This is a genomic window from Pseudonocardia sp. WMMC193, from assembly GCF_021728735.1.
Classification (GTDB): domain Bacteria; phylum Actinomycetota; class Actinomycetes; order Mycobacteriales; family Pseudonocardiaceae; genus Pseudonocardia; species Pseudonocardia oroxyli.
On the sequence record NZ_JAKKDO010000003.1, the window covers coordinates 1889994 to 1902490 of the forward strand.

At 74.9% G+C, this 12497-nt stretch carries 12 protein-coding genes; 3 read left to right on the top strand and 9 right to left on the bottom strand.

What is annotated here, in order from left to right; all coding sequences use genetic code 11:
• Positions 1-5: 5 nt before the first annotated feature.
• Entirely contained in the window at positions 6-878 is an 873-nt protein-coding gene (locus L3X23_RS10470) for a prepilin peptidase (protein ID WP_237192029.1), read from the bottom strand.
• A 250-nt stretch (positions 879-1128) separates the two neighbouring features.
• Here L3X23_RS10470 and L3X23_RS10475 point away from each other — a divergent pair, with 250 nt between their 5' ends.
• Positions 1129-1986 (top strand): spermidine synthase, encoded by an 858-nt coding sequence (locus tag L3X23_RS10475; RefSeq protein ID WP_237192030.1) that lies wholly within the window; start codon positions 1129-1131, stop codon positions 1984-1986.
• Positions 1987-2063: 77 nt separating this feature from the next.
• On the opposite strand, the gene mltG is transcribed toward L3X23_RS10475, so the two are convergent.
• From mltG to shbA, 6 genes are all read right to left on the bottom strand, one after another.
• Entirely contained in the window at positions 2064-3266 is a 1203-nt protein-coding gene (gene mltG, locus L3X23_RS10480) for an endolytic transglycosylase MltG (RefSeq protein ID WP_237192031.1), read from the bottom strand.
• Between the two features lie 110 nt (positions 3267-3376).
• A complete protein-coding gene (gene ruvX, locus L3X23_RS10485) occupies positions 3377-3793 on the bottom strand; it encodes a Holliday junction resolvase RuvX (protein WP_237197990.1) in 417 nt (138 codons plus the stop codon).
• Between the two features lie 153 nt (positions 3794-3946).
• A complete protein-coding gene (gene alaS, locus L3X23_RS10490; protein ID WP_237192032.1) occupies positions 3947-6607 on the bottom strand; it encodes an alanine--tRNA ligase in 2661 nt (886 codons plus the stop codon).
• A 22-nt stretch (positions 6608-6629) separates the two neighbouring features.
• Entirely contained in the window at positions 6630-6935 is a 306-nt protein-coding gene (locus L3X23_RS10495; RefSeq protein WP_093078159.1) for a hypothetical protein, read from the bottom strand.
• Positions 6932-7327, bottom strand: coding sequence for a DUF948 domain-containing protein (locus L3X23_RS10500; RefSeq protein ID WP_237192033.1), 396 nt, complete (start codon positions 7325-7327; stop codon positions 6932-6934). Before L3X23_RS10500 ends, L3X23_RS10495 begins: the two co-directional genes overlap by 4 nt.
• A 134-nt stretch (positions 7328-7461) precedes the next feature.
• Positions 7462-8091 (bottom strand): RNA polymerase sigma factor ShbA, encoded by a 630-nt coding sequence (gene shbA, locus L3X23_RS10505; RefSeq protein WP_308116983.1) that lies wholly within the window; start codon positions 8089-8091, stop codon positions 7462-7464.
• A gap of 514 nt (positions 8092-8605) precedes the next feature.
• On the opposite strand from shbA, the gene L3X23_RS10510 reads away from it, so the two are divergent.
• Positions 8606-9292, top strand: a complete 687-nt coding sequence (locus L3X23_RS10510) for a TetR/AcrR family transcriptional regulator (RefSeq protein WP_237192034.1) — start codon at positions 8606-8608, stop codon at positions 9290-9292.
• A gap of 98 nt (positions 9293-9390) precedes the next feature.
• The gene (locus L3X23_RS10515; protein ID WP_237192035.1) at positions 9391-10461 is read left to right on the top strand and encodes a DNRLRE domain-containing protein; all 1071 of its coding nucleotides are present in this window, start codon (positions 9391-9393) and stop codon (positions 10459-10461) included.
• Positions 10462-10467: 6 nt separating this feature from the next.
• Here the strand turns inward: L3X23_RS10515 and rocD are convergent, their stop codons facing one another.
• Together rocD and ddaH are read right to left on the bottom strand one after the other, a co-directional pair.
• Positions 10468-11661: an ornithine--oxo-acid transaminase gene (gene rocD, locus L3X23_RS10520; RefSeq protein ID WP_237197992.1), complete on the bottom strand. Its 1194-nt coding sequence runs from the start codon at positions 11659-11661 to the stop codon at positions 10468-10470.
• A gap of 8 nt (positions 11662-11669) precedes the next feature.
• Positions 11670-12434 (bottom strand): dimethylargininase, encoded by a 765-nt coding sequence (gene ddaH / locus L3X23_RS10525; RefSeq protein WP_237197993.1) that lies wholly within the window; start codon positions 12432-12434, stop codon positions 11670-11672.
• Positions 12435-12497: the final 63 nt, after the last annotated feature.

Sequence of the window (12497 nt, forward strand, 5' to 3'; positions counted from 1 at the left end):
TTCTCTCACCCGACCACCACCGCCCCGACGGGCCCGGTCAGCCCGGCACCCACCGCCGTCGCCGCCGCGGTCAGCCAGGCCGCGGCGAGCATCGACGGCCCGTGCGGCAGCTCCGCCGGTCCCACCCCCTCCTCCTCGGCGCCCGCGGCGGCAGGCCCGAGCCGCGACGGCGCCCGCGGGGCCCTGGAGGCGGGACGCGCGCGCCAGGCCCCCGCGACCCGCGCCGACGCGACAGGACCCCCCTCGGCCCCCGCATCCCCGCCCGGGGCGGGCGCCGAGTCACGACGGCGCCCGCGGAGCAGCCGCCGGACCCCGACGGCCGCCCCCAGGAGCCCGCTGAACAGCGCGGCCAGGGCACAGCCGAGGACCAGCGCCGACCAGGATCCCGCGGCCAGCACCGCACCCACCGGGGCGGCGAGCTTCACGTCACCGAGGCCGAGCGCGGTGGGCGAGACCGTGTGCACCAGCAGGTGGACCATCGCCAGGAGCCCCGCCCCGGCCGCCGCCCTGCCGACCGCGGACCCACCCAGCGGCACGACCAGCGCCAGGGCCGCAGGCAGGGCCGGGAGGGTCAGCGCGTCCGGCAGGCGGTGGTGGCGCACGTCGACCACGCCCGCGACCACCGCCAACCACGCCGCGCCCGCCAGCAAGGGCACCCAGGCGAGCGGGACGTGCGCCGTCGCCGCGCCCGCCGCGATGCCCGTCCAGAGCCCACCGACGGCGACCTCGCACCAGGGCGGCGGGATCGCCGTGCCGCGCCTGAGCCGCCCGAGAAGCCCGCGTCCCACCGCGCCGGCGAGCATCCCGGCTCCCGCGCCCAGCAGGGCCCAGGCGAGCCAGGCCTCCCGCCCCGAGAGCCACTCCCCCGCTGCAGCCACTGCGCCGCTTCCGTCCACGTCCGCCCCACCCCTTCCGGCTCGATACCGGTCCGCACCGGTCGTCCTCCACCGCCGCCGCGAGCCTGCCCCGTCCGGCGAGGCCCCGACCGACGTCGACGGATTCGGTCCACAGGTGCCGTTTCCCGTGGATGACCGGGGCTCGGTGCCGCCCGCCCGCCGGGAACCGTCCGCTCGGCGTGGTAGTGCGCGTCACCGCCGGCGCCCGCCGCGGCTGCGGCAGGATCGAGGGGTGCCCCCTCGTGACCCCGGGACCGCCCGCGCCGTCGTGCGCGCGGAGGTGGACCACGGACGCGCGGAGCTGATCGGCGACCCGGACCGCCCGCAGGCGTGGACGCTGCTGGTCGACGGGACCGCCCAGTCGCACGTCGACCTCGCCGATCCCGAGCACCTGGAGTTCGAGTACGTGCGGCGGATGGGACACGTGATCGACCTCGCCGCCCCGCCCTGGACGCCCCTGCGCGCCCTGCACCTCGGCGGCGGGGCCTGGACGTTGCCCCGCTACCTGGCGGCGACGCGCCCCGGGTCGGCGCAGGTCGTCGTCGAGCTGGACGCCGCGTTGATCGACCTGGTCGCCGCGCGGCTGCCCGTCGACGATCCCGGGCTCCGCCTGACCAGCGGAGACGCCCGGGCCATCCTGGCGACCCACCCCGCGGGGTCCGCCGACCTCGTCGTGCTGGACGTGTTCGCCGGGGCCCGCACCCCGGCGCACCTGACCTCCGCGGAGTTCGTGGCGGACGTCCGGCGGGTCCTCGCCGCGGACGGGGTCTACCTCGCCAACGTCGCCGACGGCGGGGACCTCGCGTTCGCCCGCGACCAGCTCGCGACGGTGGCCGAGTCCTTCCCGCGGCTCGCCGCGATCGCCGCCCCGGACCTCCTCTCGGGCAGGCGGTTCGGGAACGTCGTGGTGGTCGCGTCGGCCCGGGAACTGCCCCTCGACGAGCTCGTCCGCCGGACGGCCGCGGACCCCTTCCGCGCCCGCGTCCTGTCGGGTGCGGAGCTGCGGCAGCGGATCCGGGGCGCGCGGGTCCGGCGGGACCGCGCCACCACCCCCTCGCCGGTTCCGCCCGCGGGCTTCTTCGGCCAGTAGGCCGCGGCGGCGCCGGCCCCGAGACGTCCGACCCGCGTGTCCGAGGCGGGGGACTCGCGGGTCCTACGGGGCCCGTTCTAGAAGGCGCCGTTGGCGATGGCTCGTCCGACGTTCGCCTGGTGCTCGGCGAGGCTGGTGGCGAAGCAGCTGGTGCCGTCGGTCTGACAGCGGACGAAGAAGGTCCACGGGCCGGGTTCGGGGGCCAGACCCGCGGCGATGGCGTTCTTGCCCGCCGCGGCGATGGGCGTGGGTGGCAGGCCGGTGTTCTGGTAGGTGTTGTACGGCCCGGCCGTCGCGCGCGCCTCGGCCGTGGTCCGCAGAGCCTGCAGGTCGAGCGGGTAGTTGACCGTGGAGTCCATCTCGAGGCGCTGGTTGACGTCCAGCCGGTTGGTGATCACCCGCGCCACCTTGGGCATGTCCGGGGTGATCCCCTCCTTCTCCACGATCGAGGACAGCACGAGCAGCTGGTAGGCGGTCAGGCCGTCGTGGGTGGCGTCGCCGGTCAGCCCGTCGGACTCCAGCTTGGCCACCGACACGGCGAGCAGGGACTTCCAGACGTCCGCGGCGGAGGTGCCGGGCGCGACGTCGTACAGACCGGGGGTGATCAGGCCCTCGAAGCGGCGGCCGGGCTCGGCCCGCGCGACGTCCTCGACCGCCCACTCCGGCACGCCCAGTGAGGCCGGGTCGGCGGTCGCCATGGTCTGGCGGAGATCGTCCGCGGTGAGGCAGGTGCGGGTGCCGTCGAGCTCGGCGCAGCTCGCCGCCGCGATCAGGCTCAGAACGCCCGGGGCGACCGTGCCGTCGGGTGAGCGGGTGTCGTCGAGCTGGGTCCCGCCGCGGACCTCGAGGCGCCCGACCCGGGAGCCGGGGTCGACCAGCGCGGCGACCGCGGCCGCGCCGGACATCTTGAGCTTGACCTGGTAGTACCCGGGCTGGATGGCGAGGATCCGGCTGTCCTCGGCCGCGGCCTCGGTGAACGCCTCCCGGCTCGCGACGACGCCGCGGTTGGCCAGCATCGTCGCGATCTGGCCGGTGGTGTCCCCGTCGATGACCCGGACGACGGCGTCCCCCTCGCCGGGCCCGTCGAAGTCGTCCGTGAAGAACCGCGACCCCACCAGGTAGGCACCGCCCCCGAAGACCACGCCCAGCAGCAGCAACGCGGCCAGCAGGACGAGCACCCCCCGCCTGCGCCTGCGCCGGGCGTTCTCCCGCAGCTCGGCCCGCCGGGCGGCGAGCTCCTCGCGGCGGGTCAGGAACGGTCCGGGCGGCGGGTGGCTCACGCGCGCCGGACCCGGGGGTGGACCGTGCGGAGCCGGCCGTGTGCGGTCGCGCCGAGGACGGGGACGTGGGGGCGAGACGTCCGGTTCACGCCCCGGACTGTAACGGCCGGTCAGCCCTGGGAGTCCAGATACCCCTGCAGGATGGCCACCGCTGCCGCCTGGTCGATCACGGCGCGTTGCCGACGGCCCTTCACCCGGCCGCGCAGCTGCTGCGTCGCCACGACCGTGGTGAGCCGCTCGTCCTGCAGCACGACGGGCACGGCGGGGACGACCAGGGTCAGCTCGTCCCGGAAGGCGAGGGCCGCCTCCGCCGCCGGGCCCTCGCGCCCCGCGAGGGTCCGCGGCAGCCCGAGGACGACCTCGACCACGAGATGCTCCTCGACCAGCTCCGCGATCCGCCGGGCCGCGTCCGCGCGGGGCACGGTCTCGAGCGGGGTCGCCACGAGCCCGTCGGGATCGCAGAGCGCCGTCCCCACCCGCACCGAGCCGACGTCGACCCCCAGCCTGCGCCCGCGCGGGGTGATCATGCGCGCGCCGGTGGGGCCGACGGGGCCGGTGACGCTTGGGACGCCCAAGCACCGCTCAGCGACGCTTGGGCGTCCCAAGCGTCAGCGGGCACCCGAGCGTCAGCCGGCACCCGAGCGGCCCGAGCAGCGCACGCGGCACGAGCAGCACCAGCGTCACCCACGCACGGCCTCGCGGAGCTGCTGGATCGCCGCTCCCACCCCCGCCGGGTCCGTGCCGCCGCCCTGGGCCAGGTCGGGCTTGCCTCCACCGCGCCCGCCCACGGCCGGGGCGAACGTGGGAATGAGCTTCCCGGCCGCCAGACCGCGGTCCCGGGCCGCGGCCGTGGTCGCGACCACGAACGCGACCTTGTCCCCGTCCGAGGAGAACAGCGCGACCACCCCGGGCGCCGAGCCCAGCCGACCGCGGACGTCCGAGGCGAGGTTGCGCAGGTCGTTGCCGCCCAGCCCGGCCGGGGCCTCGACGGCGACCAGCGACACCCCGCCCAGGTCCTCGGCCTGCGCCGCGAGCGACCCGGCGGAGGCCAGGACGGCCTCGGCGCGGTGCTTCTCGAGGTCGCGCTCGGCGTCTCGCAGCCGCTCGACGAGCCCGTTGATCCGCTCCGGCAGGTCCTCGGGCTTGGCCTTGAGCTGCTCGGCCAGCGACGCGACGAGCAGGTGCTCCTTGGACATGTAGTCGAACGCGTCCAGCCCGACGAGGGCCTCCACGCGCCGCACCCCGGAGCCGATCGAGCCCTCGGAGAGCACCTTGATCAGGCCGATCTCGCCGGTGCGGCCCACGTGGGTGCCACCGCACAGCTCGCGCGAGTAGTCGCCCATGTCGACGACCCGGACGCGGTCGCCGTACTTCTCGCCGAACAGCATCATGGCGCCGAGCCGCTTGGCCTCGTCCATCGACGTCTCGTAGGTCGCGATCTCGCGGTTCTCCTGCAGCACCGCGTTGATCTCGCCCTCCACCTCCGCGAGCTGCGTCGGCGACACCGCGCCCGACGGCGAGGTGAAGTCGAACCGCAGCCTGCCCGGGGCGTTCAGCGAACCGGCCTGCGCCGCCGAGGTGCCCAGGGCCCCGCGGACGCCGGCGTGCACGAGGTGCGTGCCGGTGTGGGCGCGCGAGATCGCGGCCCGGCGGGCCACGTCGACCTCGGCGATGACCGACGAGTCCAGGGTCGCGGTCCCGGCGGTCACCACGCCGCGGTGCACCCGCAGGCCCGCGACCGGGGACTGGACGTCGTCCACCCGGACCTCGAAGGACCCGGACCTGAGCACGCCGCGGTCCGCCTGCTGACCGCCGGACTCCGCGTAGAAGGGCGTGCGGTCCAGCACGACCTCGACCGACGAGCCCTCGGGGGCGGCGGGCACGGACTGCCCGTCCACCACCAGTCCGACGACGGTGCCCTCGGCGACCAGCTCGGTGTAGCCGAGGAAGTCCGTGGTGCCGTGGGTGTCGAGCACGGCGCGGTAGATCGTGCCGTCCCCGTGCCCGACCTTGTGCTTGGCGGCGTCCGCCTTGGCGCGCGAGCGCTGCTCCTGCATGAGCGCCGTGAACCGGTCCTGGTCCACCGACAGCCCCTGCTCGGCGGCCATCTCCAGGGTCAGGTCGATCGGGAAGCCGTAGGTGTCGTGCAGCTGGAAGGCCTTGTCCCCCGGCAGCACGAGCGCACCGGAGGACCGGGTGTCGGCCACCGCGGTGTCGAAGATCCGGGTGCCCGACGACAGGGTGGCGCGGAACGCCTCCTCCTCCGCCTCGACGACCGCGGAGATGCGCTCGAAGTCGGTGGTCAGCTCGGGGTAGGTCGGGGACATCTCGTCCCGCACGACCTCCGCGAACGCCTTCAGCACCGGTTCGGTGATGCCGAGCAGCCGCGCCGAGCGCACGATCCGCCGCAGCAGCCGGCGCAGCACGTAGCCGCGGCCCTCGTTCGACGGGGTGACCCCGTCACCGATGATCATCACGCCGGAGCGCGCGTGGTCGGCGATGACCCGGAAGCGGGTGTCGTCCTCGGGCGACGCGCCGTAGCGGCGGCCGGAGAAGTCCTCCGCCCGCGCGATCACCGGCCGGACCAGGTCCGTCTCGTAGACGTTCGCGACACCCTGGAGCAGGTAGGCGACCCGCTCGACGCCCATGCCGGTGTCGATGTTCTTCGACGGCAGGGTCCCGATCGGCGGGTGCCCGAGCTTCGGCGAGAGCTCGCCCCGCTCGTCCTGCATGAAGACGAGGTTCCAGATCTCCAGGTACCGGTCCTCGTCGACGACCGGGCCCCCGTCCTTGCCGAACTCCGGGCCGCGGTCGTAGTAGATCTCCGAGCAGGGCCCGCCGGGACCGGGCACGCCCATGTCCCAGTAGTTGTCCTTGCCGTCCCGGCGCTGGATGCGCTCCTCGGGCAGCCCGGCGATCCGCTTCCAGAGCGCGATGGCCTCGTCGTCCGTCTCGTAGACGGTGACCCAGATGCGGTCCGGGTCGAACCCGAACCCGCCCGACGCCAGGTCCCCCGTCACGAGGTTCCAGGCGTGCTCGATCGCCCCGGCCTTGAAGTAGTCGCCGAAGCTGAAGTTCCCGGCCATCTGGAAGAACGTGTTGTGCCGGGTGGTCTTGCCGACCTCGTCGATGTCCCCGGTGCGCACGCACTTCTGGATGGACGTCGCCCGCGGGTACGGCGCCGGGGCCTGACCCAGGAAGTAGGGCTTGAACTGCACCATGCCCGCGTTGACGAACAGCAGGTTGGGGTCGTCGAGGATCAGCGACGCGCTGGGCACGGGCGTGTGCCCGGCCTTGACGAAGTGATCGGTGAAACGACGGACGATCTCGTGGGTCTGCACGATGTCTCTCTCGAAAGGGGTTCTAGCGACGACGGATCGGCTGCGTGGCGTCGTTCGCAGGCGGGTCCTCGCTCAGGGCTTCACCGTACGTCGGGACGTGCCCACCCGTCCGCTTCTCGACGAGCGCGGTCAGCTCCTGCTCGCGGTCCTGCATGCCGGCGCGGACCTCGGCCCCGAACGCGCCCAGGCCCGCCCCCAGCTCGCGCAGGCCGTCCGCCAGGTTCGCGCCGATGCCCTGCGGGGTCAGCTGCTGCTTGGTCTCGGTGATGCGGCGCATGACGTAGGCGCCCGCGGCCGCCCCGACGCCGACCCAGAACAGGCGCTTCACTTGCGACGCCCCCGCCGCTTGCTGTGCTGCCCCGCGTCCTTCGCCCCGCGCCGCGCCTTGAGGGCCTTGTTCAGGCCGTAGGAGAAGGCGGCGGCGCGCACCAGCGGCCCGCCGAGCGTCGCGGTGAACAGCGAGGTGAGCACGGAGACGTTGCTCGTGACCGTCTTGGCGTTCGACGTGATCCCGTCGACCCGCTCCAGCTGGGTGTTGACACTGGTCAGCGTGGTGTGGGCGTCCGTGAGCAGCGGGGTCGAGCCCTCGTGGGCCTTGCGGATCGCCACGGTCGCCTCGTCCAGGGTGCGGCCGAGCTTGAGCAAGGGGATCGCGAGCAGCACGACGAGCACCACGAACGCGATCGCCGCGATGAGCGCAGCGATCTGACCAGCCGACACGGGGCCCTCCAGCGACTTTCCGAGATCGCCCCCACCGGCGGGTGGAGGTCGGCGGTCAGGCTACCGCCGACCACGAGGAGCCCGCTGCAGAACCCCGACCTGCCGCGGTCCGCCTGCGGGCTCCTCGGCGACGGTCAGTCGGACGCCCCGCCGGTCACCAGCGAACGCAGCCGGGCCAGGGCGCGGTGCTGGGTGACCCGGACCGCGCCCGGGGTGGAGCCGACCGTCTGCGCGGTCTCCTCGGCGCTCAGGCCCACGACGACGCGCAGCACGAGCACCTCGCGCTGACGGTCGGTCAGGACCGTCAGCAGACCACCCAGACGGGTGTTCAGCTCGGCCATCAGCGCCTGGTGCTCCGGTCCGTCGAGGACGACGCCGGTGTCCGGCACGTCCGCCACCGGCTCCGACTTGTTCCGGCCGATGGCCCGGAACGTGTCGGTGACCTTGTGCGCGGCGATGCCGTAGACGAAGGCGCGGAACGACAGCCCCTTGACGGTGTAGCCGGGCAGCGCGGCCAGCACGGCCACGCAGACGTCCTGCGCGACGTCCTCCGCCGAGCCGATCACGCTCTCCTGGCGCCCCAGCCGGGCGCGGCAGTAGCGCAGCACGAGCGGGCGGATCTCCTGCAGCAGCTTGTCCCGGGCCGCCTCGTCGCCCGCCACCGCGGCCGCGACGTACTGCTCGAGCGGCGCGGGGGCCGGGACCGGCCTGCCGTTCGCCGTGCGGGCCTGCTCGACCGGCTCGGCGGCCGGTTCGGCGATGATCTCGACGGCCTCGACGGCCTCGACCTTGCCGCCCTGCAGGACGTTGAGCTGCGGTCGACCCGGCCCCTCGACTCCGTCCTCGGACTCGACGGTCCCGAGGGCGTGCGGCCCGAGCGGCTCCAGCGGCTCGGCCACGGCGGCCGTCATCGGCCGGACCTCGCGCTGGTGCGGTACATCGGGAACGTGCGGTACATCGGGAACCCCTCCCCTGGACAGGCGGGACCGCGGAACGTCCCCCTGTGCGTCACCGTGTGACCGCCGGATCCGATGTGCCCTTCGGATCCCGCGGTGATCCGCCCCTCGCGGGACGGCCCGTACCGCCGCCACCCGAGCCGTCCCCAGTTCTGACGACGACCCCCGACGGATGTCGGCGTACCGTCCGGTCGAACCTTCGCGCCCCGGTGGCCGTGCCCTGCACACCCGGACCGTTCGACTTTCAAGTACGTCACCATCTTAGGTGACCTCCATCTTGGAGTCAAGCCCAACTCGGCGAGTTTCGGTTACGCTTTGTGTAATGTCCGCCGACCCCGGGGGCCGTTCGGGTGACGCACGCGCCCGCGCCGCCCAGACGAAACGCGACCGCACCCGTCGCGCCCTGCTCGAGGCTGCGGACATGACGTTCGCGACGCGCGGCTGGGCCCGCACCCGGATGGAGGACATCGCCGCCACGGCGGAGGTCAGCCCGGCCTCGGCGTACAACCACTTCGCCAGCAAGCACACGCTGATCGGCCACGTGTACGCCCCGTACGTCACCGCCCTCGTCGACCAGGCCGACCAGGACCGCGAGCGCGGACGCGACCTCGTGGACGCGCTGAAGGACCAGGTCAGCGCCTTGACCCGGATGACCTCCCGGAACCAGGGGCTGACCGCCGCGTTCTGGTTCGCCCTGAACGACTACGCGGGCGGGCGCCCCGCCGGGCCCGCCGAGCCGGGCGACCCCGACGACCCGCGGGTGCTCGCCCCGATCCCCGAGACGGTGCTCGGGCTGGTCGCCGACGGCCAGGGGTCCGGGGAGTTCCGGTCCTATCCCGAGGCGGGCGACGTGGCCGCGACGATCGCCAACATGCTCCTCATCCGGGCCGTGAACCGGCCGCACGACCCGCCGGAGCGCACCGCCGAGTTGTTACTCACCGCGATGTTCGGACTACTCAAACCGGCGCTCCTGCTCGACGCCGAACGGCCCTTCTCCGGCGCCCACTGACCAGCCCCGCCCGGCGGCCTCCCGAACGGGTGGGGCCGCCCGCGACGAGCGGCGCGTCGCGCGCCACGGACGACCCGGCACCGGTACCCCTAGCGATCATGGAACGTCGCGCGGTGACCGTCGCCGCCACCCTGCTCTCCCTCGCCCTGCCCCTCGCCCTCACGCTCGGCCTGCCCGCCCCCGCCCACGCCGCCGAGCCCGCGGGCGCCGGGCCCGTCCGCACCGAGTCCGCCACCGTCGCGGAGAACGCGCTCACCCTCTACTCGGGCCCCGTGCGGGTGCAGCGCGGCGCCGAGTGGCAGGACGTGGACCTGACCCTGCAGGCGGGGCCCGACGGCGTCGTCCGGCCCGTGGCCTCGCCGCAGGACCTCACGCTCACCCCGGCCGGACCGTCGGTCCGCTACGCCGCGGGCGGCGAGCAGGCCCTGCCGTGGCCGACCCCGCTGCCCGCCCCCGTCCTGGACGGCCCGACGGCCACCTACCCGCAGGCCGCACCCGGCTACGACCTGGAGGTCGAGGCCACCCGCACCGGGTTCGCGGCGTCGCTGCGCGAGGCGGGCACGCCCACCGCTCCCCCGCCGCCGCTGCGGCTCACCGGCCGGGCGGGCGCCGAGGCGGCGTCCGCGGTCGACCGGGTGGTCGCCGCCGCGCCGGTCACCGAGGACGCGCCCGTGCCGTTCGACACGACCACGCAGACCACCGTGCGGAACACCGACGCCTCCGGCGACCCGGACCTGCGCGTGGGCAGCTACGACGGCGTCGAGGCCGCGCGCAGCTACCTCACCTTCGACCTCGCCCCGGCCGCGGGCCGCACGGTCTCCCGGGCCTCCCTCGAGCTGTTCCAGACCTGGTCCTCGACCTGCAAGGCCACCGCCTGGGAGGTGTGGACCCTGCCCGCGGGCAGCGTGGTCGGCCCGAAGCTCCGCTGGGCGAACCAGCCCGCGCCGCAGCGGATGTGGGCCACCAGCACCGACACCCGGGGCAACGCGCCCGCGTGCGCGGCGGGCTGGTCGAGCGTGGACGTGACCCCGCTCGTCCAGGAGTGGCTCGCGGCGGGCGCCACCCGCGGCACCGTGGTAGTCAAGGCCGCGGACGAGACCGATCCGCAGTCCTGGAAGCGCTTCGCCTCCGCCGAGACCGCGACCGTCCCGCACCTGACCCTGACCTGACGGGCGTCAGTGGTTCAGGACCCGCTCCAGGGTGTCGAGGGCGGTGTGCAGGTCGGGCTCCTCGATCACCAGCGGCGGGGCCAGGCGCAGGGTGGGGCCGTGGGTGTCCTTGGTCAGCACGCCCGCCCGCGCCAGTCGCTCGCTCACCTCGCGGCCGGTCCCGATCTCGGGGTGCACGTCCACCCCGGCCCACAGCCCGCGGCCGCGGACGGCCGTGAGCCCGGGCATCGCCCGCAGCCGCGCGTGCAGCACCTCGCCCAGCCGCCGGGTCCGCGGCAGGACCTCGGGCACCAGCCGCACCACCTCCCGGCCGACCGCGCAGGCCAGCGGGTTGCCGCCGAAGGTCGAGCCGTGCTGGCCGGGGCGCAGCACGCCGAGGACGTCCCGGTCCGCCACCACCGCCGACACCGGCACGACGCCGCCGCCGAGGGCCTTACCGAGGAGCACGACGTCCGGCACCACGCCGTCCGCCTCGCACGCGAGGACGTGGCCGGTGCGGCCCAGCCCGGACTGCACCTCGTCCGCGATGAACAGCACGTCGGTGCACAGCGCCCGGACCCCCGCGAGGTAGCCGGGCGGCGGCACGACCACGCCCGCCTCGCCCTGGACCGGCTCGAGCAGCACCGCCACCGTGTCCGGGCCGAGTGCCGCCTCGAGCGCCGCGAGGTCGCCGTAGGGCACCACGTCGAAGCCGGGGGTGAAGGGGCCGAACCCGCCGCGGGCCTCGGGGTCGGTGGAGAAGGAGACGACGGTGGTGGTGCGGCCGTGGAAGTTGCCCGCGGCCACCACGATCCGCGCCCGGTCCGGCGCCACGCCCTTGACCTCGTAGCCCCACCGGCGGGCGACCTTGATCCCGGACTCGACGGCCTCGGCGCCGGTGTTCATCGGCAGCACCATGTCCTTGCCGACGAGCGCGGCGAGCTCGGCGCAGAACGGGCCGAGCTGGTCGTGGCCGAAGGCCCGGCTGGTCAGCGTGACCAGGTCGAGCTGGGCGTGCGCGGCGGCCAGCAGCCGAGGGTTCGAGTGCCCGAAGTTGAGCGCCGAGTACCCGGCGAGCAGGTCCAGGTAGCGGCGGCCCTCGACGTCGGTCACCCAGGCGCCCTCGCCGCGGGTGATCACCACCGGGAGCGGGGCGTAGTTGTGCGCGGAGTGGTCCGCGACCAGCCGCTCGTGGTCGACGGTGGCGCAGGGCCGCACCAGGGGGAGCGTCACGGTCGTACCTCCAGTGTGCAGCACTTGGGTCCGCCACCGCCCTTGAGCAGCTCGGACAGGTCCACCCCGATCGGCTCGAAGCCGCGCTCCCGCAGGTCCGCCGCCAGTCCGGTCGCGGCGGCGGGCAGGACGACGTGTCTGCCGTCGGACACCGCGTTGAGGCCGAGGACGGCGGCGTCCGGCTCGGTGGCGAGCACCGCCTCCGGGTAGCGGCCCGCGAGGATCCCCCGGGACCGGGCCGAGAAGGCCGACGGCAGGTAGGCCACCTCCTGCGCGGAGAGCACCGCGAGGGCGGTGTCGAGGTGGTAGAAGCGCGGGTCGACGAGCTCCAGCGACAGGGTGGGTCGCCGCAGCACCCGGGCCGCCTCGCGGTGGGCGCGCGGGTCGGTGCGGAAGCCGGTGCCCGCGAGCAGCACGTCCCCCGCCACGAGCAGGTCGCCCTCGCCCTCGTTCACGAACCGGGGCTCGACGTACACGCCCGGCAGGTGGGCCCGGAAGGCCGCCGCCTCCGGCACCCGCTCCGGGTAGCGGAACCGGGCGCCGTAGACCCGCCCCGCGACGCTGGTCGCCGCGTTGGCCGCGAACACCATGTCCGGCAGCCCGGGCACCGCCTCGACGACGGTCACCTCGTGCCCGAGCTCGAGGTAGGTGCGGCGCAGGGCGTCCCACTGGCGCTGGGCGAGGTCCCGGTCGACGGGGACGGCGGGATCCATCCAGGGGTTGATCGCGTACTCGACGGCGAAGTGGGCGGGCGGGCACATCACGTAGTGCCTGCGGGTGGGCAGCCGGTCGCGGTGCAGCTCGGGGCGGGTCAGGACACTGGT

Coding starts and splice junctions, on each gene's coding strand:
- ruvX (WP_237197990.1), bottom strand. CDS start 3,793: ATGATCACCCCGCGCGGGCGCAGGCTGGGGGTCGACGTCGGCTCGGTG.
- L3X23_RS10510 (WP_237192034.1), top strand. CDS start 8,606: ATGTCCGCCGACCCCGGGGGCCGTTCGGGTGACGCACGCGCCCGCGCC.
- L3X23_RS10515 (WP_237192035.1), top strand. CDS start 9,391: ATGGAACGTCGCGCGGTGACCGTCGCCGCCACCCTGCTCTCCCTCGCC.
- ddaH (WP_237197993.1), bottom strand. CDS start 12,434: ATGTGCCCGCCCGCCCACTTCGCCGTCGAGTACGCGATCAACCCCTGG.